A 25,875-nucleotide genomic window follows, 5' to 3' on the forward strand; every position below is an offset into this window, starting at 1 on the left:
AGGATGCCGGAATGAGCGGTGCTGCAGCCCACCCGATCGAGGCCATGCGCCGGGGTGGGCTCGCGGCACGGCTGCCGCTGTGGAGCCTGGTAGCCGGTCTCGTCATCTCCGTTCTCGCCGTCGGGCTGGCGATCGGCATCCCGCTCGGTGGTGACACGGTGCTCAGCCGCATCGCCGTTGTCTCGTTCGTGGTGGGAGCCACGGCGCTCGCCACCAGCGGGGTCGCACTCCTGCAGCAGGACGCCGCCCACCCGATGGGCTGGTGGCTGATCGCAGCCGGGCTCGCCAACCTGGTATCCAACCTGGTTCTCGGGGGCATCGTCGCGCTGGTGCAGCGTGGTGCCGAGCCCCCGATCGAGATGATCTGGGTGAGCAATTGGGTGTGGATTCCCGCACAGTTCGCGGTGCTGGAACTACTGTTGCGCTTCCCGACCGGTCGACTGCCGAACCGGTGGTGGCGTGCCGTCGAGGTGTTGCTCATCGGCTGGTGTGGGTGGGCGATGATCGTCACTGCGCTGCTCCCCGGTCCGCTGGGATCTGACCGTCTCGCGCACCTGGACAACCCGTTCGGCTGGGACGCGGCATCCGAGTTCCTGAACCTGGCACTGACGCCCACCTTCCTGGCCATTCCGGTGCTCACGGTGCTGTGTGCCAGCGCCATGCTCTGGCGGTGGTTTCGGAGCAGCGCGGTGGAGCGTCAGCAATTGAAGTGGATCCTGGCCGCAGCGCTGTTCCTCGCGATTGTGACCCCTTTCGCCAGTCTCGGCGAGGTGCCGCAGCTGGCGGAGGCCGCCGGATACCTGCTGCTGCCGGCGGCACTGGCCGTCGCCGTTCTGCAGGACAACCTGTGGGATCTCGGTCGCGTGGTTCGTCGATCCCTGGTGTACGCAGGCGCCACGGCAGTGCTTGCGGGCTGCTACCTCATCATCGTCCTGGTCATCGACGGTGCCACGACCCCGATCGTCGCCGCAGTCATCGTCGCAGCCCTGGCACTCCCGGTGAAGAACTTCTTTCAGTGGATGCTCGAACGAATCCTGTTCGGCCAGCGCGGCGACCCTTCACGAACTGTCACCCGGCTGTCGGAGTCGCTCCATCGCCAGTCGCCGTCGCTATCCCAGACAGTCGTCACCGAACTCGCCGATTCGCTCCGCCTTCCCTTCGTCGCTCTCGAGGATGCCGCCGGTGCTCAGCTGGCGTTCGCCGGTACGCCTGGCGCTGAGGCGGCCAGGCTCCCGCTGATGGTGAACGGTGTCGAGACCGGCTGGCTGGTCGCGCACGAGCGGGCATCGGGGGAGGGGCTTGATGCGAAAGACCATCGGCTGCTGGCGATGGTGGCGACGCAGGCCGGCCTGGCCGTTCGCACCGAGAGCCTGGCAACCGACCTCCGAAGCGCCTTCGCCCGTCTGGCGACGGTGCGAGAAGAGGAGCGGGCTCGGCTCCAGCGGGACCTGCACGACGAGTTGGGACCGAGCCTCGCCGGAATCGTCATGCAGTCGGAGGCGGCGCGCAACCTGGCATCGGCCGCCCCGGGCGCACGCAGCGCCCAGTTGGACGCGGTGCTGGAGAGTATCGGCTCGAATGCGGAAACCCTTGTTCAGGATGTCCGGCACATCATCGAGGGGTTGCGCCCCGCGTCCATGGGGTCAGCGGGGCTGGGAGCGTCCGTCAAGGAGGCCGCCGGCCGAATCGCATCCGGGGTCCGTCTCGACCTGAACGTGCCCGATCAGCTGACTGGCCTGGCACCGGATGCCGAGGTGGCGATCTTCCGGGTCACCGTGGAAGCTGTACTGAACGCAACCAGGCATGCGGTGCCCACAGTCATCGCCGTACGGATTGCTTACGAGGGGGATTCGGTCGTGGTTCAAGTGGATGATGACGGGCGCGGGATGGGCGGTGGCCGCCCAGGAGTCGGCATGCGGGCGATGCGGGAGCGGGTGGAACAATCGGGGGGCCGGCTTTCGGTGACTGGCGGGCCGGGCGGTCGTGGCACCACGGTGACGGCATGGATTCCGGTGGTAGACGCATGACGACCAGGGTGATCATGGCGGATGACCACCCGGTGTTCCTTGACGGACTGAAGCTGCTGCTGGAGACCACCGACGGCATCGAGGTCGTCGGCACCGCAACGAACGGGCTTGCCCTTCTGGAGCTCGCCGAGAACACCCCATTCGACGTCGCCGTCGTCGACCTGGAAATGCCGGTACTCGACGGGATCGCCGCGACCGGGCGCCTGCTCGCCCGGTGGCCGGACGCGGCCATTCTCATCCTCACCATGCACGACGATGACGCGACACTGCTGCGTGCCCTCCGTTCCGGCGCCGCCGGGTACCTGCTCAAGGGTTCAGGGCATGGTGCGATCGTCCGGGCGATCCGGGGCGTGGCCGACGGCGACGCGGTATTCGCCGGACGCGCGGGCCGCGTGGTCCGTGAGGCGATCCGAAATCCGGAACGGTCGCCGATACACGGGCTCACGTCTCGTGAACTGGAGCTGCTGGCCGGCATCGCCTCCGGCGCAGACAACGCAGCCATCGCGTCGTCGTTGTTCCTCTCCACCAAGACCGTGCAGAACAACGTGAGCCTGCTGATGGGCAAGCTGGGGGCCGCGTCCCGCGCCCACCTCGTCGCCCTGGCCCGGGACCTCGGTGTTGACGGCTCAACTGCCGGCTGAGAGCACCTTCTGGATGCGCTGCAGGCTGACCGGCTCTGCCGTGCCGAGGTGCTGGGCGAAGAGGCTGAGACGCAACTCCTCGATCAGCCAGCGGGCGCGCACCAGGTGCGGTGCGGCATCCGTTGGCAGCGGGATCGTGCCACCGGCAGAAACGAACTTCTCGGTGGCGGAGGCGACCTCGCCCATCCAGACGCGGTCGCGGCCGAGGTTCTCGGCGAGCTTGCCCACCCGGTGGCTGATACCGGCCAGATACACCGGCAGTCTTCGCACGTGCGCCAGGCCGGTGGCCGAGACGAAGCCCGGGAAGACCAGGCCGTCATGCTGTTCGCGGGCATCCGCCAGAGGAGCCAGCAAAGTCAGACTGCTCGCTGAACTGATCGCTTTCTGGGCGTCCCGACTGGCCGCGAGGGCCTTCGCCACGAGCGAGACCGTCGAGAACAAGTCGTCCATGATGGTGGCGGACACCCGATCGCGAACCCGCTCGAACTCGGCACGCGTCCACACCTCCGTGTCGGCCAGCGCCGCGTCGATGCAGGCCATCATGCAGTCCTCGAACAGCGCCTGGGTGCTCGGGTAGGGGCTCGCCCCGAGGCTCAACTTCTCGGCGGCGGTGAGGTGGTTCTGCACATAAGAGGTGGGGGAGGGGATGGCGAGCAGCAGCATCCGCCTGAGTCCCGACTTCATGGCACGGGCCTGATCAGCGGGTGTGCTCATCAATTGCAGAGAGACGGATGCGCCGCGATCGACGAGCGCCGGGTAGGCGCGAACCGTGTTGCCACCCTGCCTCGTGTCGATGAGCTTCGGCAGCATATCGAAATCCCAGGTCGTCAAGCCATCGCGCTCGAGCGCGTTCGGAGTCTTGACGACGACCTTCGCGACGGACTCGCGCGCGCGAGCCTTCAGCTTGGACTGCAGGGCGGTGAGGTCTTTGGCGCGGGCGACAGTCGTGCCGTGCTCGTTGACCACCCCGAACGTGACCTTCAGGTGCGGCGGCACCCGGTCGAAGTCGAAATCGTCGGCGGCAACGGGGGTGTAGGTCTGCCGTTGGATCTGCGCCGCGAGGTATTCCGTCAGCGACAACTCCTCCATGGCGTCGACCGGCAGGTCCTGCAGCAGCCGTTTCGCCCAGTCGGCCGCCGGCACCACGTTGCGGCGGATCGCCTTCGGCAGCGACTTGATCAGCGCGGTCACCAGGTCGAGGCGCAGGCCGGGCACCTGCCAGTCGAACCCTTGCGGCGACAGGCGGGCGAGCAGCGCGATGGGCACGTGAACCGTGACGCCGTCGTCTTCGGCGCCCGGCTCGAAGCGGTAGCTCAGTTTCAGCCGCTGGTCGCCCTGCTCCCAGTGCTTCGGATAGGACGTCTCGACCAGCTCGACGACCGGGGCGGACGACTCGTCGTCCAGCAGGTCATCGGCGGTCATCGTCAGCAGGCCCGGCTGCTCTTTGCTGGTGGTCTTCCACCATTTCTCGAAGTCGCGCTGGGTGCATACCTCGGCGGGAATACGTCGGTCATAGAACTCGAAGACCGCTTCGTCGTCCAGCAGGATGTCCCGCCGCCTGGTGCGTTCTTCGACCTGTGCGAGCTCTTTGCGGAGTTTGCGGTTCGCGCGGTCGAAGGATGTCATTCGCTGATCAAGGGCGGCGTGGTCCCAATCGCCTTCCACCAGCGCATGGCGGATGAACAGCTCGCGCGCGTGCTCCGGGTCGATGCGGGAGAACTGCACCCTACGGCGATCCACAATCGGAACGCCGTAGAGCGTCACTCGCTCGTAGGCGACGGCGGCCCCCTGCTTCTTCTCCCAATGCGGTTCACCGTAACTGCGCTTGACCAGGTCGCCGGCGATCGGTTCAGCCCAGGAGAGGTCGATGGACGCATTCATGCGGGCGAACAGACGACTGGTCTCAACCAGCTCGGCGCTCATCACCTCGGCGGGCTGCTTCCTGGCGAGGGCGGACCCGGGGAAAATGCTGAACCGGATCTGACGGGCGCCGATGTAGTCGCCCTGCTTGGTTTTCTGTTTCTTGTCTGAGGCTGCGTCTTTGATGCCTAGCTGGCTCAGCAGGCCGGCAAGCAGGGAGCGGTGGATGCCGACCGGGTTCACGCTCGGCTGCCCGATGGTAAGGCCGAGTGGTTTGGCCGTCCGCTCCAGCTGCCGGTAGACATCCGCCCACTCCCGCACCCGGAGGAAGTTCAGGTACTCCGCTTTGCACAGCCGCCGGAATTGGTTGCCCGACAGCTCCTTCTCTTTCTCTTTCAGGTAGTTCCAGAGATTCAGCAGGGTGAGGAAGTCGCTGGTGGGATCGGTGAAGCGCGCGTGGGCTGTGTCGGCCTGCGGTCGCTTCTCGAGGGGGCGTTCGCGCGGGTCCTGGATGCTGAGGCCGGCCACGATTGCCATGACTTCGCGGGTCGTTTGGTACTTGGCCGATTCGACCACCATGCGGGCGAGGCGTGGATCGAGCGGCAGCTGTGACAGCTGCTTGCCGACCCTGGTGATGGTGGGCTCCCCGGCAGGGCCGGAGATCGCGCCGAGCTCTCTCAATAGGTCGAGGCCGTCCTTGATGCCCCGGGAGTCCGGCGGCTGCAGGAAAGGGAACTTGGCGATATCGCCCAGGCCGAGGGAAATCATCTGCAGGATGACGGCGGCGAGGTTGGTGCGCAGGATCTCCGGTTCGGTGTACTCGGGGCGGCGCAGGAAGTCGTCCTCGGAGTACAGGCGGATGGCGATGCCGTCGCTGGTGCGCCCGCTCCGCCCTGAGCGCTGGTTGGCGGATGCCTGCGAGATTGCCTCGATCGGCAGCCGCTGGATCTTCGCCCGAGCGCTGTAGCGGCTGATGCGGGCGGTGCCGGCATCGATCACGTACTTGATGCCGGGCACGGTGAGGCTGGTCTCAGCCACGTTGGTGGCGAGCACGATGCGGCGTCGGACTCCGGCCTGGGCGGAGGTGCGGAAAACCTTGTGCTGGTCGGCCGCGCTGAGGCGACCGTAGAGCGGGAGCACCTCGGTGCTAACCCCGCTGGTCGAGCTTGTCGAGACCCGAGCCCGGATCGCGTCCTCCGCGTCACGGATCTCAGCCTCGCCGCTGAGGAACACGAGCACGTCGCCGTTGCTCTCCCGGGCGAGCTCGTCGAGGGCGGCGTTGATGCCGTCGAACAGGTCGATGGGCTCGGCTCCGTCGCCCGCGGCCGCATCCTTCAACAGGTTGTTCTTGCCGCCGCGCCGCCCCCGGGCATCCGCCGCGCCGTGCCCACCGAATCCATCCTGTTGACGGGGCGGGGTGGAGGCTTCGGAGAACTCGTCATCGTCGTCGGGGTCGTCGGAGGCGGCATCCGGCGCCAGCGGCCGGTATCGGATCTCGACCGGGTAGGTGCGTCCGCTGACCTCGACGATCGGGGCAGGCGTGCCTGCGGCATCCGCGAAATGCTTTGCGAAGCTCTCCGGGTCGATGGTCGCCGAGGTGATGATCACCTTCAGCTCCGGACGCTTCGGCAGCAGCTGCCCCAGATACCCGAGCAGGAAGTCGATGGTGAGGCTGCGTTCGTGCGCCTCGTCGATGATGATCGCGTCGTACTTGCGGAGCATCCGGTCGCGGTGGATCTCATTCAGCAGGATGCCGTCGGTCATCAGCTTGATGCGGGTCCCCTTGCCGACGCGGTCGGTGAAGCGCACCTGGTAGCCGACGAGCCCGCCGACCTCCTCGCCCAGCTCTTCGGCAATGCGCTCGGCGATGGTCCGGGCGGCGATGCGGCGCGGCTGCGTGTGCCCGATGCTCTGGTAGCCGAGTTCGAGCAGGATTTTGGGCAGCTGGGTGGTCTTGCCGGAGCCGGTTTCGCCGGCCACGATGATCACCTGGTGGTCGCGGATGCTCGCCGCGATGTCCTCCCGCCGCTGACTGACGGGCAGCTCCGGCGGGTAGTTGATGGCGGTGACGGCGGCGGGAATCATGAGCCCTCCATCCTACGTTCAGACTCTTCACAAAATAGTTGTGTTGACAGAGTACTTTGTGTTACAAAGTCTATATGCGTTCACCAGCCATCGAGGCGGATGTCCCCGCTCGCGGCAAGCAGGCGGCCTCCGGTTGGCCACCGGCCGGCTCTGTGCTCCCGCTCGCGTTCGCATTTCTGCGCGTACCGCTGGTGGCCGCCGCCGCGCTGGTCACCGTCGGGCTGCTGGCGGCATCCGGGATCGCCGCGGCGTTCCCGGTCAGCACGCTCTCGGCCCTCTACCTGGCGCCGGTCAACGTCGCCAGCCTGTTGCTGCTCCGCTGGGCGCTGCACCGCGAGGGCCGCCGGGTTCGCGACCTGATCGGCTTCGGCCGCGCCCGCCTCGGCCGCGACACCCTCTGGGGGCTGCTCTGGCTGATGGTGCTCTACCTGCCGTTCGCGGGCGCGATCATCGGCACCATGTTCCTCCTCTACGGCGGTGACGCGTTCACCAGTTTCGAGACGGTGTTCGTGCCGGCGGGTGGCTATCTCGTCATGCCGCGGGCACTGGCCGTCGTCTTCGCGGTGGTGGTCGTCCTGACCTTCGCCCCGCTGAACGCCCCCACCGAGGAACTGGTCTATCGCGGTTACGCGCAGGGCGGCCTGCAGGTAGCTCTGAAGTCGAAGTGGCTCGCCGTGGTCATCCCCGCCATCGGCTTCGGCCTGCAGCACGTCTTCTTCGCGGCCACAGCGCCCGGGATGCTGGTGTTCGCCGTCGCCTTCTTCGTCTGGGGTCTCGGCTCAGGGATCATCTACCTGAAGCAGGGCAGGCTCATGCCGCTCATCATCGCCCACCTGATCGTCAACCTCTTCACCAGCCTGCCGGCACTCATCGTGCCGTTCGTCGCCTGATGCCCGAGAAAGAAGACACTGTGACCGACCCCCGGAACGGACCCGCTGACCACGACCCGGTTGTCGACGACGCACCGCTCGACCCGGCGGAGATGCTCGCCCTCGCTGAGCGCCAGCAGCGGGCCGTTGGGCTCAGCTATGCGAACCCGGTGGCGTGGATGTTCCTGATCTGGGGCGTCGCCTGGCTGGTCGGCTTCTTCTTCCTGTGGTCTGGATACGAGGGCGGCAACCCGTGGTTCACGGTGCCGCTCCCGGTCGCCGGCATCGTGTTCGGCGTTCTCATCGCGGCGTCGATCGCGGCCAGCGCCGTGATCGGAACCCGCATCGGGAAGGGGGTGCGCGGGGCATCCGACTTTCAGGGTGCGGTCTACGGCATCTCGTGGAGCCTGAACGGAATCGCGTTCGCCGCTCTGGGCGTCGGCTTGGTGAGTAACGGCATGTCCGGGGAGCTCGCATCCCTCTATTTCCCCTCGGCCTACGCGCTGATGGCCGGCGTCATGTACCTGGCAGGCGCCGCCCTGTGGAACGTGCGCAGTCAACTCGTGCTCGGAGTGCTGCTGCTGTTGATCGGCTCGATCGCGCCGTTCTTCGGTGCGCCGACGAACAACCTCGTCATGGCCATCGGTGGAGGTGGTGGGTTCCTGGTCGCCGCGGCCTGGTTCTGGTGGCGATTGCGTCAGGAGACGCGGTGATGGATGAACTCGACCCGGTCATCCATGCGGCCGCCCGGCTGCGCATCACGGCGACATTGGGCGCCCTGCCGACGGGCGACCGGATGGCATTTCCTCGCCTGCAGGAGCTGCTCGACATGACCGCAGGCAACCTGTCGACCCACCTGCGCAAGCTCGAGGATGCCGGCTATGTCGAAGTCACCAAGGCCCATCAGGGCCGCACCCCGATCACCTACCTGGCCCTGACCACGCGCGGCCGCCGCGCGTTCGAGGACTACACCGAAGCATTGAGATCACTCCTGGGAGAACCAACATGACCAACCTCGTCCACCTTGATGAGGTGAGCCGCCGGTATGGCGATGTTGTCGCGCGCGACGACGTCACCTCCGCATCGACTCCGGTCGTATCGTCGGACTGCTCGGCCCGAACGCCCTCGTGCTGTTCCGCCGCAACGAGGGGCGCCGCTTCCGCTAAGCCGGCCAACCACCATGTCGCTTCGGACGGATGTTCGGGCTGCTGCCCGGCGTGTTGCGGCGCCGTTTGCGGGTTGCTCCGAGCATCCGTCGTTGGCGACAGCGGAGAGGGCGGTGGGGTCAAGGTTGCGGCTCAGCGCAGTGGCAGAATCGAGAGACACCACGTCAAAGGAGGCAGCCGTGCCGGAGTTTGCAGGGGCCGAGCTGGTTCCGGAGGCCCACGCCGAAACCGTCGAGCAGTTCGCGCGCAACCTCGAGGCGGTTCGCCGGCGGATAGACGCGGCCCGCGAGCGTGCAGGCCGAGCGGATGCCGTGCGCCTGCTGCCCGTCAGTAAGACAGTGCCTGCCGAACGAATCCGCCCAGCCATCGAAGCCGGAGGCGTCGAGCTCGGCGAGAACAAGGTGCAGGAGGCGTACCGCAAGTGGGACGAACTGCGTGACACGGGTGTTGCGTGGTCGGTGATCGGACACCTGCAGACCAATAAGGCGAAGCTGGTTGCGGAGTTCGCTTCCGAGTTCCAGGCGCTCGACAGCCTGAGGCTGGCCGAAGCGCTGGACCGCCGCCTGCAGGCATCCGGCCGCGCCATCGATGTGTTCGTGCAGGTGAACACCTCGGGCGAGGACAGCAAGTTCGGACTGGATCCGGATGCGGTCCGGGACTTTGTGCGTGAGTTGCCGAATTACCAGTCCCTGCGTATTCGCGGTTTGATGACGCTGGCCGTGTTCAGTTCCGACACCGAGCAGGTGCGCTCCTGCTTCCGGCGCCTTCGCGAGCTGCGGGAACAGTTGCGGGAGACGGCGCCGGATGGTGTCACGCTGGATGAGCTGTCGATGGGGATGTCCGGGGACTTCGAGGTGGCGATCGAGGAAGGTGCCACCGTGGTACGCGTCGGCCAGGCGATCTTCGGAGCGCGCACCCAGCCCGATTCCTACTACTGGCCGGAACGGACGACCAGCTGAGACGACGGCCTCAGTGCGCGGGGAGGTGGAACGTTTCGGCGAACCGCTCGAGCAGGGCCGGCTCACCGGCGAGAACCTTCACCGTGCCGTCGTCGATCGCAGCGGCAGGCGTCAACTGGCCGGAGATCAGCAAGCGGATGCCCGGACCGGTCTCGAACGCGAAGTCCACGCCGCCCGCCAGCGGGTCGACCCCGGCGGGCGCAAGCGTGCCGGAGCTCCCGCGCAGCGGGGCGACGCTCAGCCCGTCGGGAGCGACGCGGAGGCCGAGGGCGATGTCGGCCAGGTGGATTTCGTAGGCCGTTGTCGGGAGGCTGGCGGCGACATCCGCCCGGAATGCCGTGCGTAACGCCATCGTCAGCGAGTCGGAGGTGACCACGTCGCCCTCAGCCGGTTCGCCCATTGAGGCGAACCCCCAGCGGCCGAGCGCGAGCACCACGTCTTCCAGGCCCCGCCCGTAGTCCGTCAGGTCGTAGGCGAGCCCGTGCGCCATCGGCAACCGCCGCACGACGCCGGCATCCTGCAGCTCTTTGAGCCGGGTGCTCAGGATGTTGGTGGGAATGCGGGGGAGGCCCTGCTTGAGGTCGGTATAGCGGCGCGGGCCGACGAGCAGGTCGCGAACGATGAGCAGGGCCCATCGTTCGCCGACCAGCTCGAGGGCCGTGGTGACGCCACAATATTGGCCGTAGTTGCGGGCGGCCATTCAGATCAGGCTGTCCCTCCCTGGGCAGCCATGAACGCCTCGGGTCCTTCCTCGGCGGCCTTCGGGTCCATCCACAGCACGCTGAACTCGTTGCCGTCCGGGTCCTCGAAGTCACGCGAGTACATGAAGCCGTAGTCCTGCGCCTCCTTCGGTTCGGAGCCGCCGGCGGCCAGCGCCTTCTCCAGCATGGCGTCCACGGCCTCCCGGCTCTCCGCGCTGAGCGCGGTCTGCACCATGGCGTTGGTGTGCGGGTCGGGGATCTGCTTCTGGGTGAAGGTGGCGAAGAAATCGCGGGTGAGCACCATCAGGTAGATGTGCTCGTCGATGACGACGCAGGCTGCGTTCTCATCGCTGAACAGCGGGTTGATGCTCCAGCCGAGGCCCTGGTAGAACTCCTTGGCGCGGGGCAGGTCGGTGGTCGTCAGGTTGACGAAGATCTCGGTCGACATGGTGGCTCCTCGTGGTGGTTTCAGGTGACGGGATCGGGCCCGATTGTTGGTGAAAGACATACTTGCAAAAAACAAGTAGGCCGTCAATGGGCCTGACCTATGTATACAGAACGGCGCCAGCAGTCGCATTTGTTGGCAAGTTTCGCTCGTTGAACTAGGCTGTGTATACACAACTCGGCAGGGAGGGCGGATGATGCGCGCCAGCGACCGTGCCTATCGAGCCCTGCGAAACGAGATCGTCAGCTGGGAACTGCTCCCGGGCAGCGTGCTCGGCGAGGTCGAGCAGTCCACGCGGCTCGGCGTGAGCCGCACGCCCATCCGCGAGGCGCTCTCCCGCCTCGCCGCGGACGGACTGGTCGAGCCGCAGGCCGGACGCGGCCTGGTGGTCACCGCCATCTCGATCGAGAACATCACCGAGTTGTTCGAGGCGCGTCAGGCACTGGAGCAGCGCGCGGCGGCGCTGGCGGCAGAGCGTCGCGACCCGGCGGTCTTCACCCAGCTGCAGCAGGAGTTACGCGAAGCCGCCACGCTCATCGACGACCCGCACGCCTACTACGACCTGGTCGCCCGCATCGATGCGGCAACGGATGACGCGAGCCGCAGCCCCTACCTGGTGGCCGCCCTTCGTGGCCTGCGCACCCACCTGGTGCGCATCCGCCGCCTCGCCCAGGACGACCGCGAGCGCCTGATCGCCGCAGCGGCCGAGCACCTGCTCATCGTCGACGCCATCGTCGCTGGGGACGCCGAGCTTGCCGCCCATGCCACCCACATCCACCTCTACCAAAGCCTGCAGAACACCCTGAAAGCCGCGAAGGCCGGCCGGTTCGCCGACCAGCTCACCGCATCCTGACCCCCTCGAAAGGACCACCATGAAGCTCCATCCCGTGCGCGTGCACCCCAGTTCGGACAACCTGGCGAAGCAGGACCAGCTCGCCTGGAAGATCGCCGAGGTCGCGTCAGAACCGGTAGCGGTGACGGATGATGTGGCCGACATGGTCATCAACCGCGTCATCGACAACGCTGCGGTCGCAACCGCGTCGCTCAGCCGCGAGCCGGTGGTGGCAGCACGGGCGCAGGCGTTGGCACATCCGTACCAGGCGGGCTCCACGGTCTTCGGCGTCGAAGGCCGGGTCAGCCCGGAGTGGGCCGCCTGGGCGAACGGCGTCGCCGTGCGCGAACTCGACTTCCACGACACCTTCCTCGCTGCCGACTACTCGCACCCTGGGGACAACATCCCGGCGATCCTCGCCGTCGCCCAGCATGTCGGTCGGAATGGCTCAGACCTGCTGCGCGGCATCGTCACCGGGTACGAGATCCAGGTCGACCTGGTGAAGGCGATCAGCCTGCACAAGCACAAGATCGACCACGTCGCCCACCTCGGTCCGAGTGCGGCGGCCGGCATCGGCACCTTGCTGGGACTTGATACTGAAAAGATCTTCCAGGCCGTAGGGCAGGCGCTGCACACCACCACCGCTACCCGTCAGTCGCGCAAGGGCGAGATCTCCACCTGGAAGGCGCACGCCCCGGCCTTCGCCGGAAAGATGGCTGTCGAAGCGGTCGACCGGGCGATGCGCGGCCAGACCAGCCCGACCCCGATCTACGAGGGCGAGGACGGCGTGATCGCCTGGCTGCTCGACGGGCCGGACGCGCACTACGAGGTTCCGCTGCCGGAGCGCGGCGAGGCCCGCCGCGCGATCCTCGACACCTACACGAAGGAGCATTCGGCTGAGTACCAGGCGCAGGCGCTCATCGACCTGGCCCGCAAGTTGCACCGGGAGCACCCGGGCCTCACCGCGGACACGGTCAAGAGCATCGTCATCCACACCAGCCATCACACCCACTACGTGATCGGCTCCGGCGCGAACGACCCGCAGAAGTACGACCCGACGGCCAGCCGGGAGACCCTGGACCACTCGATCCCGTACATCTTCACCGTCGCCCTGCAGGACGGCAGCTGGCACCACGTCGACTCCTACGCGCCCGAGCGTGCCGGCCGGCCGGACACGGTTGCCCTCTGGAACAAGGTCACCACGCAGGAGGACGCGGAGTGGACCCGCCGCTACCACTCGATCGACCCCGCCGAGAAGGCGTTCGGCGGCCGGGTCGAGATCGAACTGGCCGACGGAACCCGCATCGTCGACGAGATCGCGGTGGCGGATGCGCATCCGCTCGGCGCCCGGCCGTTTGCAAGGGCGCAGTACGTTGCCAAGTTCCGCACCCTCGCTGACGGTGTGCTGGAGCAGGGCGAGATCGATCGTTTCCTGGAGGTGGCCCAGCGCCTGCCCGAGTTGACCGCTGCCGAGCTGTCCGGACTCAACGTCACCGCGGCGATCGAGACGAACACCGCGAAGGGGATCTTCTAATGCTCTACGCGAAGACCTCCCCCACCGAGAAGCGTGCCAACCTGCGCGCGGCCCTGAAGACCGGCGAGCTGTTGCGTTTCCCGGGTGCCTTCAACCCGCTGAGCGCCAAGCTGATCCAGGAGAAGGGCTTCGAGGGGGTCTACATCTCCGGGGCGGTGCTGAGCGCCGAGCTGGGCCTGCCCGACATCGGCCTCACCACGCTCACCGAGGTCGCCCAGCGCGCCGGCCAGATCGCCCGGATGAGCGACCTGCCCGCCATCGTCGACGCCGACACCGGCTTCGGCGAGCCGATGAACGTCGCCCGCACGGTGCAGACCCTCGAGGATGCCGGAGTCGCCGGCCTGCACATCGAAGACCAGGTCAACCCGAAGCGCTGCGGTCACCTCGACGGCAAGGCGGTCGTCGACTCCGGCACCGCGATCAAGCGCATCCGGGCGGCAGCGGATGCGCGGCGCGACCAGAACCTCCTGATCATGGCGCGCACCGACATCCGCGCCGTGGACGGAATGCAGGTAGCCATCGACCGTGCGAAGGAGCTGGTGGATGCCGGTGCCGACGCGATCTTCCCGGAAGCCATGCGTGACCTCGGTGAGTTCGAGGCGGTGCGGAAGGCGGTCGACGTGCCGATCCTGGCCAACATGACCGAGTTCGGCAAGAGTGAGTTGTTCACCACCACCCAACTCGCGGATATCGGAATCAACATCGTCATCTACCCGGTCACCCTGCTGCGCAGCGCGATGGGCGCCGCCGAGCGCACGCTCGACACGCTGCTGGCAGACGGAACGCAGCAGGCGGCCGTGGGGGAGATGCAGACCCGGGCACGCCTGTACGAGCTGCTCGACTACGAGTCGTACAACTCGTTCGACTCCTCCGTCTTCAACTTCACCCTCGGGCAGTGATTGAATCAGTACTGCTTGAGCTATCGACGCACGAACACAGCAAGGGAGCACAATGAGCGACGAAATCCGCAAGGGGCTCGACGGTGTCGTGGCAGACACGACCGCGATCTCGAAGGTCAACCCCGAAACGAACTCGTTGCTGTACCGGGGCTACCCGGTGCAGGAGCTGGCCGAGAAGTGCACCTTCGAGGAGGTCGCCTACCTGCTCTGGCACGGTGAGCTTCCCACTGGTGTGCAGCTGGAGGAGTTCCAGCAGTTGGAGCGCTCCCTGCGCCCGCTCGACGCGCGCACCAAGCGGATCATCGACGAGCTTCCCCTCACCGCGCATCCGATGGACGTCGTTCGCACGGCCGTCAGCGTGATCGGCGCCACCGATCCGACCCTCACCGCGACGGACGGCCTGACCGACCGCAACCTCAACGAGGGTCGCTCGGTGTACCTGTTCGCACAGCTGCCGGCCATCGTCGCCTACGACCAGCGCCGCCGCCGCGACCTGGAGCTTGTCGAGCCGCGCGACGACCTGTCGTACAGCGCCAACTTCCTGCACATGACCTTCGGCGAAGTTCCCGACCTCACCGTCGTGAGCGCATTCGACGTGTCGATGATCCTGTACGCCGAGCACTCGTTCAACGCCTCAACGTTCACCGCCCGTGTCATCACCAGCACCCTGAGCGACCTGTACAGCGCTGTCACCGGCGCGATCGGGGCGCTCAAGGGCGCGCTGCACGGCGGCGCGAATGAGGCGGTCATGCACGTGTTCGAGGAGATCGGCACGGCAGACAAGGCGGAGGAATGGCTGAACACGGCGCTCACCGAGAAGCGCAAGATCATGGGCTTCGGCCACCGGGTCTACAAGAACGGCGACTCACGCGTGCCCACCATGAAGGCGGCGCTCGACACACTCATCGCCGAGTACGACCGGCCGGACCTCGCCGAACTGTACGACAAGCTTGAGGCGGCGATGGATGCTAGTAAGGGCATCAAACCGAACCTCGACTACCCGAGCGGGCCGGCCTACCACCTGATGGGCTTCGACACCGAGATGTTCACGCCGCTCTTCGTGGCCGCCCGCATCACCGGCTGGACGGCCCACGTGATGGAGCAGCTCGAGGCCAACTCGCTCATCCGCCCCCTGAGCGCCTACAACGGCCCGGACGAGCGCCACCTGTAGCCGCGCATACGATTGACGGCATGACTGTCCCCACCATCACGCTCAATTCCGGCCACAACATTCCCCAACTCGGCTTTGGTGTTTTCAAGGTCGACCCGGTCGAGACCGAGCGCATCGTCAGCGACGCTCTCGAGGTCGGCTACCGGCACATCGACACCGCTGCCATCTACGGGAATGAGGAGGGTGTCGGCAGGGCGATCGCCGCATCCGGCATCCCGCGGGACGAGCTGTTCATCACCACCAAGCAGTGGCACACCAACCAGGCGACGGATGCCGCGAACGCCGCCATCGACGAGAGCCTCGCCAAGCTGGGCCTCGACTACGTCGACCTGTACCTGATCCACTGGCCGGCTGCGGCCAATGATCGGTACGTTGAGAGCTGGCTCGCGCTGGAGCGCTTCCAGGCGGAGGGCAAGACTCGCTCGATCGGCGTCTCGAACTTCCTGGTTCCTCACCTGGAGCGGATTCTCGCCGAGGGCAGCATCGTCCCGGCGGTCGACCAGCTCGAGCTGCACCCGGCATACCAGCAGGGCGAGACCACGTCATTCGCCCGCTCGAAGGGCATCCAGATCGAGTCCTGGGGACCGCTCGGCCAGGGCAAGTACGACCTGTTCGGCGAGCACGCGGTGGCGGATGCTGCCGAGGCTCACGGCAAGTCGCCCGCCCAGGTGGTCATCCGCTGGCACCTGCAGACCGGCAACATCGTCTTCCCCAAGTCGAATCGTCGCGAGCGGATGGTGGAGAACTTCGAGGTGTTCGACTTCGAGCTCACCGAGGCGCAGGTCGCCGCGATCACCGCGCTGGAGCGGGGCGGTCGCGTGAGCAGCCACCCCGACGACGTCAGCTAGTGGGGCTGCCTCGCCGGCGGCTGCTGGGCCTCGGAGCCATCGGCCTGCTTGTCGGGTTCTTCTCCGGACTGTTCGGCGTCGGCGGCGGAATCATCCTGGTGCCGCTCCTGGTGCTGGCCCTCGGATTCTCGCAACGGCTTGCCTCCGGCACCTCCCTCGCCGCCGTGCTGCCGACGGCGATCGCCGGCCTGGTGGGCTACGCAGCAATCGGCAACGTCGACTGGGTGGCCGGTGGCGTGCTCGCGGTTGGCGCCATCGGCGGTTCCCTGCTCGGCACCTGGCTGATGCACCGGATGCCCCAGCGCCTGTTGCGCTGGATTTTCGTCGCTTTCCTCGCCCTGGTCGCGGCGCGGATGTTCTTCCTCGTTCCGGATCGTTCGGCCGACCTCGAATTCGGGGTGGCCACTATCGCCGGGTTGCTCGCCCTGGGCCTGGTCGTCGGCATCGTCTCCGGGTTGCTGGGCATCGGCGGCGGCGTCATCATCGTTCCTGCGCTGATGCTGCTTTTCGGCGTGGGCGACCTGGTGGCGAAGGGCACGTCCCTGCTCATGATGATCCCCACAGCTGTGACCGGAACGCTCGCCAACTCGAGGCGGAAGAACGTCGACCTGCGGGCATCCGCCGTCATCGGCCTGCTGGCCATTCCCGCATCGTTCGGCGGCGTCGCCGTCTCGGTGCTGATGCCGCCGGCGCTGGGCAGCATGCTGTTCGCACTGTTGCTGGTCTACTCCGCGCTGCAGCTCGCCTGGAACGCGTGGCGCCTCCGCCGCGCATCCTGAACTAGCAGGGCGTAGCGTGGTGGCATGGCCACTCGCCTGGCGGATGCCGTCAGCCCCTACCTGAGAAGCCACGCTGACAACCCGGTCGAGTGGTGGCAGTGGGGAGCCGAGCCGTTCGCCGAAGCCGAGCGCCGTGGCGTGCCCGTGCTGGTGTCGATCGGCTACGCCACCTGCCATTGGTGCCACGTCATGGCGCGGGAATCGTTCAGTGACGCCGCCCTCGCCGAGTACCTGAACGAGCACTACGTCGCCATCAAGGTAGATCGCGAAGAGCATCCGGATGTCGACGCCAGCTACCTGGCCGCCGCCAGCGCGTTCACCGAGAACCTGGGCTGGCCGCTGAACGTGTTCCTGACGCCGGAGGGTCGGGCGTTCTACGCCGGAACGTACTTTCCGCCGGTGGCGATGGCAGGGCATCCGTCATTCCGCCAGGTGCTGGAAGCCATCACCGGCGCCTGGACCGACCATCGCGACGAGGTGGAGAACACGGCGTCCGCCGTCGTCGCGGCCCTCGCTGAGCAGGCGCTGCCTGCCGCCGGCGAACTGCCGACCGAGTTCGCGGATGCCGTACAGCAACTGGAGGCCTACGAGGATGCAGAATACGGCGGCTTCGGCGGCGCACCGAAGTTCCCGGTCGCACCGGTGCTGCTCTTCCTGCTCTCCGAACCTGCCGGGGACAGCGGAAACACGCTCGCGCTGCGTACCCTCGAACGCCTCGCATCGTCTGGGCTGCGCGACCCGATCGAGGGCGGATTCTTCCGCTACGCGACCATGCGGGACTGGACCGAGCCCCACTACGAGCGGATGCTGTACGACAACGCGCTGCTCCTCGACGCGTACACGCAGGCGTGGAAACTGACCGGCGCTGACTGGGCGGCGAGCACAGCGGATGGCGTGGCCGACTTTCTGGAAGACGTCTTGCAGCTGCCCGCCGGCGGGTTCGCCTCCGCGCAGGACAGCGAGAGCGTTGTGGATGGGGAGCTGACCGAGGGCGACTACTACGCCCTGTCGGCGGCCGGGCGCGCCAGGCAGACACCTCCGAAGCGCGACGAGAAGGTGCTCGCTGGCTGGAACGGGCTGGCGATCGGCGCCCTCGCTCGTGCCGGTTTCGCGTTCGACCGGCCAGACTGGCTGGACTCGGCCCGGCTGTCCGCCGACTACCTGCTCGCTCACCACGTTCTGGCCGATGGTCGGCTGGTTCGCGCGTCCATTGCCGGGCGCACCTCGAGCGCCACGGCAACGCTGGAGGACTACGGGATGCTCGCCCAGGGTCTGCTCGAACTGGCACTGGCGACCGGGCACGCCGACTACGCCGTGGCCGGCCGGAAGCTCGTCGACTCCACGCTCCTGGAGGTTCCGAGCGCCGGGGTGCCCTTCACGGTTCCCGGCGGAGCCGACCCGGTGCTGGTCGCGCACGGGACGGCGCTCGCCGCCGACCCGTCAGAGGGCGCGTACCCGTCCGGGCTCACGGCCGCCGCTTCGGCCGCCCACACGCTGTACCTGCTCACTGCCGATCGCCGCTACCTGGATGCCGCCCTGGGCGCCATGGCCATGGTCGCGGCCCCCGCGCTCGCCCGGCCGATCGGCTTCGGGGCAGCGCTCCGGCTGATGGCGGAGCTCGCCTCCGAGCCGGTGCAGCTCGTCATCGTCTCACCCACGGATGCTGCGTCACCAGGGGTGGTCACCGCGGCCCGCACCCACCCGGCGACCCTGGTCGCCTCGGTGACCGAGCCGCAGGCATCCGCCCTCGCCGAAGCCGGCTTCGAGCTGTTCGAGGGCCGCACGGCGCCGAGCGGCGAGCCCACCGCCTACCTGTGCCGCGAGTTCGTCTGCCAGCTGCCGACAACGGATGCCCGCGAGCTGGGCTGAGCCGTGGCGCGGGCTCAGTCGTCGAGACTCTCCTCCACCTCGCGGATCTCATCGACCGTCAGAGGGGCCCACGGCGAGCTGTCGGGGTTGGACGAGTACGCCTCCGGGCTCTCACCCTGATTCCACCACTTCGCTTCGTACGGAACATCGTCGAACAGCACGCGGTCACCCTTGTCGTAGATGGCTGTGCCCGCCCAATCGGGGTAAGTGCCGGAGGGGAGCGACGGCATCTTGATCGGCTTCTCCCCGGGCAGCACGGGGCCGATCAGGGTCCACGGAGTTTCCCAGCTGTTCAGCACGGGGTTGTCTGGCAGGTCGCCCTTCGTCCACCACTTGGCCTGGTAGACGTTTCGGTGCCACACCACTTTGGTGCCCTCGAGATACGAGGAGGTCTCCGCCCAGATCGGGTAAGGGCTGCTCTTCGGGTCGTCGACCAGGTCGGCCGCGTCGAGCGGTTCTGGCGTGGTGACATGGTCGGCGGCGTGCACCGCGCGGCCCTCGAAGCCTTGCGCCAGCAGGTCCGAGAAACGCAGGTCACCCTGTGAGACGCCGCTGCAGGCATCCGAAACCCTGGTGACGTCTGCGTAGTTGGGGCCGCAGGTGGTGTCGCGGTTCAGTGACCACATGGACATGCGCCCCAGCCCCTGCGCCTGGCCGAACGTGTTGAGCGCCCGAGCGTCATCCAGCGTGAAGACCTCATTGACCAGGTCGTTCTGGCCGATCATCGGCGTCGCCCCCAGCTTGGTCCAGAGGGTGCCAGGGGTGAGCTCGATGCCTGCGTTGCTGTAGATGAAGTCGAGTTGCCGATGAGTCTCGGTCAGGGCGCGGATGCTGGCTTCGGCCGAATTCTCGTCGGAGGCGAGGCTCTGGCCGAAGTTCATCGTCATGGCGTTGACCCCGGCGAGGTCCACGCCCGCCTCAAGAAACTGCTCTACCGCGGTTGCACCTTCCTCGGTGAGGCCGTAGGTGGCTGCCGGCAGCGTGAGCCAGATGGCGAGATCGTCCCCCGCGGCGCGCTCCCCGGCCTGCACCTCGGCGAGCACCTCAGCCCGGCGTTCCCCGGCTTCAGCGTCGGAGAGGTCGTCTCCCTCGATATCGAGGTCGATGGTCGATACGTTATAGCGGTCGATGACGCTGCGGTACGCCTCGGCAAGCTTGGCCCGATCGTCGCAGCTGGTGCTCAGCTCGTCATTGTTGAGCCCGCCGAACGATACGGCGATTCCACCGCCCTGCTGCTCGAGCCTGGCCAACCGCCGGTCGAGGTCGAGCTTCTCCGCCGCCTCGTCCAGCGTGTACGCGGTTCCCCAGGTCGGCTCACAGCCGTCGGTGGCCGACGCCACGATGAATGAGAGCATGACGTCCCTCGCGGAGTCGGTTGCCGGGGACTCGAACTCGAACGTCGGCGTGGCGGTCACGTCCACGTAAGCGGCGAACCACGGTTCGACCGGCGCCTGCACCTGTGCGGATGCCCACCACTGGTAGGCGAAGAAGCCTCCGCTCGCCAGCACGGCAGTCAGGATGAGTGCGAGCACGACCCGCAGAGGAGCCAGCCGCCGCCCTTCAGAACGCCCCCCGGTCGACCTCATGAGGAACGCAGCTCCGTGATTCCGTGATCCTGCAGCTCGGTGACCAGGATCGACTCGCGGTCGGGTGGCGCCGATTGCACCGCGTCGCCGTAGTACAGGATCGCCCTCCAATCGATGGGTTGGTCGGCGGTGACCGGCTGCGGGCGGCTGCGGTTGTTCCGGGGCTTTCTCTCGACGTAGAGCCATTTGGTCAGGCCGATCCAGATGTCGACGAGTGAGTGACCGATGCCGATGTAGGCGACGATCGCCATACTGGCGAGCACGGCGTTGAATGCCGCGAACGCAGCGTTTCCCCAGTTCTGCGCCTGAAAGTCCCGCAGGAAGGTGAGCACGGAGAACGCCACGATCAGGTAAGGCACCACCACGTAGATGAGGGGAGCGGCCGTTCGGTTCCGCACCTTGGGGGTGCGCGCGAAGGGGATCTTCTTACTGGTGATGGCTTGTTGGATGGATTTGCAGACGCCGGCGAGGTTCACCGGCAGCAGGATCAGGTTGAAGCCGTAGATGCGGAAGACGTCGCTCGCCTTGTACCCGCAGTACCGCAGGTCGACCGCCATGGCGATGAAGTACGGGAGGGCTGCGAGAAGTACGACCGGGCTGAGCAGGCGACCGTCGTAGGGGTAGGCGAGCAGGAAGATGAGCCCGAAACTGGCCCAGGCGATGGACGACATGTAGTTCACGCGCAGCGCCAGTTCCGACCAGCTCACGCGTTCTCCGCGCGATCGGCGTTCCCGTACCTGTCTCACCAGTTTCGGCATGATGAGCAGTCCGCCGTTCGCCCAGCGGCGACGCTGAACCACCAGGGACCCGAAGTCGGGCGGTGTGGCGCTGTAGCTCAGCCGCTCCGGATAGTTCACCAACGACCATCCGTGGGTCCCCAGGTCGATGCTCGATTCGGTGTCTTCGATGACCGTGCGGTCCTGCACATAGCGACGCACGGTGAACCCGCCGACGGTCTCCGTCTCGACGATGTCCTCAAGCGCCTTCTTGCGGATGACCGCGTTCGCCCCCACCCAGAAGGTCGCGTTGTGGAAGGTCTTGCCCTGGTGAAGGATGTGCTGGAGGTCCGTGGTGGCGCCGGCCAGCCGCTCGATCCTGGTGCGAGCACCGCGGAAGGACGAATACGGCGTCTGCGTCACGGCAACTCGCTGGTTGTCCGGCTGCTCGAGGAAGTACACCAAGCGCAGGCAGTAGTCCCGGAGCAGCAGCGAGTCGGCGTCGAGTGTCAGCAGGTACTCCGAATCCGGGACGGCGAGATCGCCCGGTTCCGCACTCTCCACCGCACGCAGCACGGTTCCGTACGGGGTCTCCTCCGGCCGGTAGATGCCGCCCATGAGCCCGATGTAGGCGTTCAGGTTCATCGCCTTGTTGGCTTCGTGGGACACGGATGCGTACAGCTTGCGCTCGAACGTGGCCAGTTCGGCGGAGAAGATCCACGCCAGGCGGCGGTACAGTTCGAGCATCCGTGAGGCGGATGGCGCCATGTGCTCTCGCTGGGCCGCCTCGAGCGCGGCCACCGTGATTCGCAGTTCCCCGGCCAGGCCGCGCAACACCTGGTCGACGAAGAACACGTCGACGTGGTCTTCGACCTTCCCACTGCGCGCGCGACGCTCCAGCCAGTCGGCAGCCCAGCGGTAGTGCTCGGCCAGCGTCGTCAACGACGTCTCGTCGATGGCGTCGACCTGGCTGTCGAACTCGAACTGGAACAATGCCGCGTTCATGCGGGCAGCCGGCGCGGCCAGGGCTTCCTGGATCTCCGTGGTGATGCTTCTCGTCTGTTCCAGGCGGCCGATCTCGGCAGGATGGGTCGGGAACGGCGGGTCGTCCAGCAGCAGCACGACACGCATCGATGGGTATTCCTGCAGGCAGGCCGACCAGAGCGTCGCGCGCACGACATCCGGTTCCTCGCTGTAGGAGGGAACCAGCACCGTCATGGCGCCGTGCCCCTGCCCGAAGTGGTGATCGAGCTCAGCCCGCGGCACCCGAACGTGGTGGCGGAAGCGCTGGAGCGCACCGTGCCTGGCCATCAGGTACATGAGGGCCGAGAACGTCAGGAAGGTGACGACAACCAGGTAGGAGATCGCTTCGGTGGTGAACCGGAAGCTCTCGGTGCCGTTGTTCAGGAATTGGGCCATGATCGTGTAGATCAGATAGCCGAGCCAGAACAGCACGGTGGCGACGATGGCCAGGCGGCTGTAGGTGATCGCCCGATCGCTGGGCCGCGGGTGTACTGAAGGCAGGGGTTCGGTGCTCTTCTCGGCTCCCCATTGGTGGCGCTGGGAACGCGAGGTCGGGTTGGGGGCGCTCATGCTGATCCTCAAGAGGAAGGCCCAATGCTGTTCGGGTAAGCAAAGCCGGGGGCCTTGGGTCAGCTACGCTACCCTGAGATATATTGGACTGCTACCGCGAACTGGGGGACGTTTGTCCGCCATTTGGGGGACAATTCGTCGATCAAACGGCGTGTCGATTCACATCTTGGGCGATTCATTCGGTATATGCGAACCCTGCTCGCGTTTGTGCGGGTCGCTACTCAGCCAGCACCCTTCCGCGCACTGCACAGCGGATGATCACGCTGCGGTGGTTGAATGGAGGCAGGCCGCAGCGTGTCGGTCTCCGGACGAGGGAGCAGTACCCGGCGAGCGACAAGACTGACCAGGAAAGGTCGTTGTCATGTTCGCGTGGATCATTCTGGTCGTGTCCGGAGTTCTTGAGGCCGTCTGGGCGACTGCCCTCGGCAGATCCGAGGGCTTCACCAAGCTGTGGCCATCCGTCACCTTCTTCATCGCCCTCGCCTTCAGCATGGCCGGCCTCGCCTGGGCGATGCGAGACATCCCGACCGGCACCGCCTACGCCGTCTGGGTCGGCATCGGTGCGGCCCTGACCGTCGCCTACGCGATGATCTTCGGTGGCGAGACCGCGTCCATCCTCAAAGTACTGCTGGTCCTGGGCATCGTCGGATGCGTGATCGGGCTGAAAGTCCTCGACGGCTAGCGCCAGCCCGGCAGCCAGAAGTGTGAGCGCACGAACAGTTCAGGCATCGGAATCCCCGCCCACACCGGGTAGAAGAATGCGCTCACCAGCGCCGCCGCAATGAGGAAGACGGCGACCAGGCGGATGCCGCTCAACCTTCGCCAGGTCGGGTCGGTGCGGCGGCCGAGGATGATCCCGAGCGCCATCGTCAGCCCGAGGATCAGGAACGGCTCGAACGAGATCGCATAGAACTGGAACATGGTGCGGCTCGGGTAGAGCAGCCAGGGCAGGTAGCCGGCGGCCACCCCGGTGAGGATCAGGCCGACACGCCACTCCCGGTAGCGGATGAGCCGGTAGACGAGGTAGACCAGCGCGGCCCCGGCCGACCACCAGATAAGCGGGTTCGCCAGCGACGTGATCAGCGACGCGGTGCCGTCGACTTCCGAATAGTTGAAACTGGTCGGCCGGGTCAGGAACAGCCAGGTCCAGGCATCCGCCGAATAGCTGTGCGGCGTGCTCAGGCCGACATGGAAGTTGTAGGCCGACACCTGGTAGTGCCAGAAGCTCTGCAGATCGGCGGGAACCCAGGCGAGCGGCCCCTGCCAAGCGTTGCCGGCCTCCTCCGCCCAGTGCCGGTAGTAGCCGCCGCCGGTGACGAACCAGCCGGTCCAGCTGGCCAGGTGTGCGGCCGCCGCGATCGGCACCGTCAGCAGGAAGCTCACCGGTGCCTGCTTCAGGATGGTGCCGGAAACCCAGAACATGATGCCGGCACGGCGGCGGGCGACGGCATCCACTACCAGCGTGTAGATCGCGAAGACGGCGAGGAAGTAGAGGCCGCTCCACTTGACGGCGGATGCCAGCCCGAACAGCAGCCCGGCCGTGATCAGCCAGGGTCGCCACCACAGGGCAGGGCCGAGGTCTTTCGGGCGCCCACGGCGGGCGGCCAGCCACGCGTCGAGTCGGCCGCGGCTGTGCCAGCGGTCGAGCAGCACCGCGATGAAGCCGAGGAGGGCGAACAGCATCAGGAAGTTGTCGAGCAGCGCCACCCGGGACAACACAATTGCGTGCCCGTCGATCGCCATCAGTCCGCCGGCGATCGTGGCCAACGTTGTCGAGCGGAACAGCATCCACGCCACCAGGCACACCAGCGCAACAGCCAGGATGCCGGCCATGGCCGTGCTGATGCGCCACCCCACGCTGTCCTCGGCGCCGAAGACGGCCAGGCCGAGGGCTACCAGCCATTTTCCGAGCGGCGGATGCACGACGAAGGCCGGGTCGGTGAGAAACCCGTCGACGTGGCCCGCCTCGAAGTCGGGGTTCGGCTCCTCAGGCCAGGCGGACTCGTAGCCGAGGTGAAGCAGCGTCCACGAGTCCTTCACATAGTAGGTCTCGTCGAAGACCAGCGAATGCGGGTTGCCGAGGTTCCAGAGGCGCAGCACGGCGGCCAGCAGCGTGACGGCGATCGGACCGCCCCACTGCCAGAGGCGTTGCCGGAAAGGCGACCGCAGCATCCGCCCCCACCACTCGTCCAGTCGCGTGCCGACCGGTGCATCGCCGCTCATGGCCTCGCCCGGAGATCCCGCTCGACTGCTCACCTACGCAATGCTAGCCAGCGCATCCGCCTTCCCCCGATACCGCGAGTCGGGTCATTCTGCGGGTTCGCCGTGTCAGGCACCCGCAGACCGGCCCGAGTCGCGGGAGGGAGGGTGACCGCCAAGCGATGCGAAGATGGGGCGATGATCATCCTTGCCGCCACCCCGATCGGCAACCTCGGCGACGCGTCTTCGCGGCTGGTTGAGGCGCTTCGCACGGCGACCGTCATCGCGGCGGAGGACACCCGCGTCACCGTCCATCTGATGCGGGCGCTCGGCATCGAGAATCGTCCGCGGCTGATCCCGTTGCACGAGCACAACGAACTCGACAAGGCTGCCGAGATCATCGAGCTGGCGCGTGAGGCGGATGTCCTGGTGCTCTCCGACGCCGGAATGCCCGCCATCAGCGACCCCGGCTTCGCCCTCGTGTCGGCGGCGGCCGCGGCTGGTGTGACCGTGACCGCGATCCCCGGGCCATCCGCTGTGCTGACGGCGCTGGCCCTCAGCGGACTCCCGACCGACCGGTTCTGCTTCGAGGGGTTCCTGCCGCGCAAGGGCGGCGACCGGCGCCGAGTGCTCACGGCCCTCGCTCGCGAGCCGCGCACCATGGTTTTCTTCGAGTCGCCGAACCGGCTGGCGGAGTCGCTGGCGGATGTCGCATCCGTTCTCGGAGCCGAACGCCGGGTCGCCGTTGTGCGTGAACTGACGAAGATGTTCGAAGAAGTGAAGCGGGGTGCCGCCGCAGAACTGGCCGAGTGGGCATCCGCCGGGGTGAAGGGCGAAATCTGCATCGTCATCGAGGGAGCGGAGGCGCCGACCGTCGACCTGCCAACCGGTGTGGCGCAGGTAGAGGCTCTCGTCGCATCCGGTTCCCGACTGAAGGAGGCGGCTGCAGAAGTCGCCGAGGCGACCGGCCTCAGCAAGCGCGAGCTGTACGAGGGCGCCCTGGCCGCCCGCACCTGACCACGAGCCTGTTTGTTGACCACGAGCCCGCTCGAGCCGCTGTGCTGTGACGGGACATCGTTGACTGTTGTGGTCAGGA

At 67.0% G+C, this 25,875-nt stretch carries 21 protein-coding genes and 1 riboswitch; of the genes, 15 read left to right on the forward strand and 6 right to left on the reverse strand.

Annotation, left to right across the window (positions count from 1 at the left end):
- Positions 1 to 11: 11 nt before the first annotated feature.
- Together ACX3PH_RS12085 and ACX3PH_RS12090 are read left to right on the forward strand one after the other, a co-directional pair.
- Positions 12 to 2,027: a sensor histidine kinase gene (locus ACX3PH_RS12085; RefSeq protein ID WP_459092836.1), complete on the forward strand. Its 2,016-nt coding sequence runs from the start codon at positions 12 to 14 to the stop codon at positions 2,025 to 2,027.
- Complete coding sequence (locus ACX3PH_RS12090; protein WP_459092838.1) at positions 2,024 to 2,668, forward strand: response regulator transcription factor; 645 nt, start codon at positions 2,024 to 2,026, stop codon at positions 2,666 to 2,668. Before ACX3PH_RS12085 ends, ACX3PH_RS12090 begins: the two co-directional genes overlap by 4 nt.
- Here ACX3PH_RS12090 and hrpA read toward each other — a convergent pair.
- Positions 2,654 to 6,613, reverse strand: a complete 3,960-nt coding sequence (gene hrpA, locus ACX3PH_RS12095) for an ATP-dependent RNA helicase HrpA (protein ID WP_459092840.1) — start codon at positions 6,611 to 6,613, stop codon at positions 2,654 to 2,656. The two genes, ACX3PH_RS12090 and hrpA, sit on opposite strands and share 15 nt — an antisense overlap.
- Before the next feature lie 74 nt (positions 6,614 to 6,687).
- Here hrpA and ACX3PH_RS12100 point away from each other — a divergent pair, with 74 nt between their 5' ends.
- The 4 genes from ACX3PH_RS12100 to ACX3PH_RS12115 all read left to right on the forward strand — a co-directional run bounded on the left by ACX3PH_RS12100 (position 6,688) and on the right by ACX3PH_RS12115 (position 9,607).
- On the forward strand, positions 6,688 to 7,503 hold the full coding sequence (locus tag ACX3PH_RS12100) for a CPBP family intramembrane glutamic endopeptidase (RefSeq protein ID WP_459092842.1): 816 nt from the start codon (positions 6,688 to 6,690) through the stop codon (positions 7,501 to 7,503).
- Between the two features lie 20 nt (positions 7,504 to 7,523).
- On the forward strand, positions 7,524 to 8,195 hold the full coding sequence (locus tag ACX3PH_RS12105) for a hypothetical protein (RefSeq protein WP_459092844.1): 672 nt from the start codon (positions 7,524 to 7,526) through the stop codon (positions 8,193 to 8,195).
- Positions 8,195 to 8,491, forward strand: a complete 297-nt coding sequence (locus ACX3PH_RS12110; RefSeq protein WP_459092846.1) for a transcriptional regulator — start codon at positions 8,195 to 8,197, stop codon at positions 8,489 to 8,491. The genes ACX3PH_RS12105 and ACX3PH_RS12110 overlap by 1 nt, the downstream gene beginning before the upstream one ends.
- Positions 8,492 to 8,827: 336 nt before the next feature.
- Positions 8,828 to 9,607 (forward strand): YggS family pyridoxal phosphate-dependent enzyme, encoded by a 780-nt coding sequence (locus tag ACX3PH_RS12115; protein WP_459092848.1) that lies wholly within the window; start codon positions 8,828 to 8,830, stop codon positions 9,605 to 9,607.
- Between the two features lie 10 nt (positions 9,608 to 9,617).
- On the opposite strand, the gene ACX3PH_RS12120 is transcribed toward ACX3PH_RS12115, so the two are convergent.
- On the reverse strand, positions 9,618 to 10,307 hold the full coding sequence (locus ACX3PH_RS12120; RefSeq protein WP_459092850.1) for a winged helix-turn-helix transcriptional regulator: 690 nt from the start codon (positions 10,305 to 10,307) through the stop codon (positions 9,618 to 9,620).
- 5 nt (positions 10,308 to 10,312) lie between these two features.
- Positions 10,313 to 10,756, reverse strand: a complete 444-nt coding sequence (locus tag ACX3PH_RS12125) for a VOC family protein (protein WP_459092852.1) — start codon at positions 10,754 to 10,756, stop codon at positions 10,313 to 10,315.
- 193 nt (positions 10,757 to 10,949) lie between these two features.
- Between ACX3PH_RS12125 and ACX3PH_RS12130 the strand changes: the two genes are divergently transcribed.
- From ACX3PH_RS12130 to ACX3PH_RS12160, 7 genes are read left to right on the forward strand one after another with little or no spacing between them, the layout of a single operon-like run.
- On the forward strand, positions 10,950 to 11,606 hold the full coding sequence (locus tag ACX3PH_RS12130; protein WP_459092884.1) for a GntR family transcriptional regulator: 657 nt from the start codon (positions 10,950 to 10,952) through the stop codon (positions 11,604 to 11,606).
- A 19-nt stretch (positions 11,607 to 11,625) separates the two neighbouring features.
- Complete coding sequence (locus ACX3PH_RS12135) at positions 11,626 to 13,119, forward strand: MmgE/PrpD family protein (RefSeq protein ID WP_459092854.1); 1,494 nt, start codon at positions 11,626 to 11,628, stop codon at positions 13,117 to 13,119.
- The gene (gene prpB / locus ACX3PH_RS12140) at positions 13,119 to 14,018 is read left to right on the forward strand and encodes a methylisocitrate lyase (RefSeq protein WP_459092856.1); all 900 of its coding nucleotides are present in this window, start codon (positions 13,119 to 13,121) and stop codon (positions 14,016 to 14,018) included. Before ACX3PH_RS12135 ends, prpB begins: the two co-directional genes overlap by 1 nt.
- Before the next feature lie 52 nt (positions 14,019 to 14,070).
- Positions 14,071 to 15,189 carry a bifunctional 2-methylcitrate synthase/citrate synthase gene (locus ACX3PH_RS12145; RefSeq protein WP_459092858.1) on the forward strand — a complete coding sequence of 373 codons (1,119 nt, stop codon included), beginning with the start codon at positions 14,071 to 14,073 and terminating at the stop codon, positions 15,187 to 15,189.
- A 20-nt stretch (positions 15,190 to 15,209) separates the two neighbouring features.
- Complete coding sequence (locus ACX3PH_RS12150) at positions 15,210 to 16,037, forward strand: aldo/keto reductase (protein ID WP_459092860.1); 828 nt, start codon at positions 15,210 to 15,212, stop codon at positions 16,035 to 16,037.
- Positions 16,037 to 16,816 (forward strand): sulfite exporter TauE/SafE family protein, encoded by a 780-nt coding sequence (locus tag ACX3PH_RS12155; RefSeq protein WP_459092862.1) that lies wholly within the window; start codon positions 16,037 to 16,039, stop codon positions 16,814 to 16,816. Before ACX3PH_RS12150 ends, ACX3PH_RS12155 begins: the two co-directional genes overlap by 1 nt.
- A 24-nt stretch (positions 16,817 to 16,840) precedes the next feature.
- Complete coding sequence (locus tag ACX3PH_RS12160) at positions 16,841 to 18,685, forward strand: thioredoxin domain-containing protein (protein ID WP_459092864.1); 1,845 nt, start codon at positions 16,841 to 16,843, stop codon at positions 18,683 to 18,685.
- A 14-nt stretch (positions 18,686 to 18,699) separates the two neighbouring features.
- Here ACX3PH_RS12160 and ACX3PH_RS12165 read toward each other — a convergent pair whose 3' ends face one another.
- Complete coding sequence (locus ACX3PH_RS12165; protein ID WP_459092866.1) at positions 18,700 to 20,217, reverse strand: chitinase; 1,518 nt, start codon at positions 20,215 to 20,217, stop codon at positions 18,700 to 18,702.
- A 50-nt stretch (positions 20,218 to 20,267) separates the two neighbouring features.
- Entirely contained in the window at positions 20,268 to 22,580 is a 2,313-nt protein-coding gene (locus ACX3PH_RS12170) for a glycosyltransferase family 2 protein (RefSeq protein WP_459092868.1), read from the reverse strand.
- 280 nt (positions 22,581 to 22,860) lie between these two features.
- Positions 22,861 to 22,928: riboswitch (guanidine-III (ykkC-III) riboswitch) on the forward strand.
- 13 nt (positions 22,929 to 22,941) lie between these two features.
- Between ACX3PH_RS12170 and ACX3PH_RS12175 the strand changes: the two genes are divergently transcribed.
- The gene (locus ACX3PH_RS12175; protein ID WP_459092870.1) at positions 22,942 to 23,262 is read left to right on the forward strand and encodes a DMT family transporter; all 321 of its coding nucleotides are present in this window, start codon (positions 22,942 to 22,944) and stop codon (positions 23,260 to 23,262) included.
- Here the strand turns inward: ACX3PH_RS12175 and ACX3PH_RS12180 are convergent.
- Positions 23,259 to 24,836 carry a dolichyl-phosphate-mannose--protein mannosyltransferase gene (locus tag ACX3PH_RS12180; protein WP_459092872.1) on the reverse strand — a complete coding sequence of 526 codons (1,578 nt, stop codon included), beginning with the start codon at positions 24,834 to 24,836 and terminating at the stop codon, positions 23,259 to 23,261. The two genes, ACX3PH_RS12175 and ACX3PH_RS12180, sit on opposite strands and share 4 nt — an antisense overlap.
- A gap of 141 nt (positions 24,837 to 24,977) precedes the next feature.
- Between ACX3PH_RS12180 and rsmI the strand changes: the two genes are divergently transcribed.
- Complete coding sequence (gene rsmI, locus ACX3PH_RS12185; RefSeq protein ID WP_459092886.1) at positions 24,978 to 25,796, forward strand: 16S rRNA (cytidine(1402)-2'-O)-methyltransferase; 819 nt, start codon at positions 24,978 to 24,980, stop codon at positions 25,794 to 25,796.
- The last annotated feature ends 79 nt before the right edge of the window (positions 25,797 to 25,875 follow it).

Source organism: Homoserinimonas sp. A520 (genome assembly GCF_054489245.1).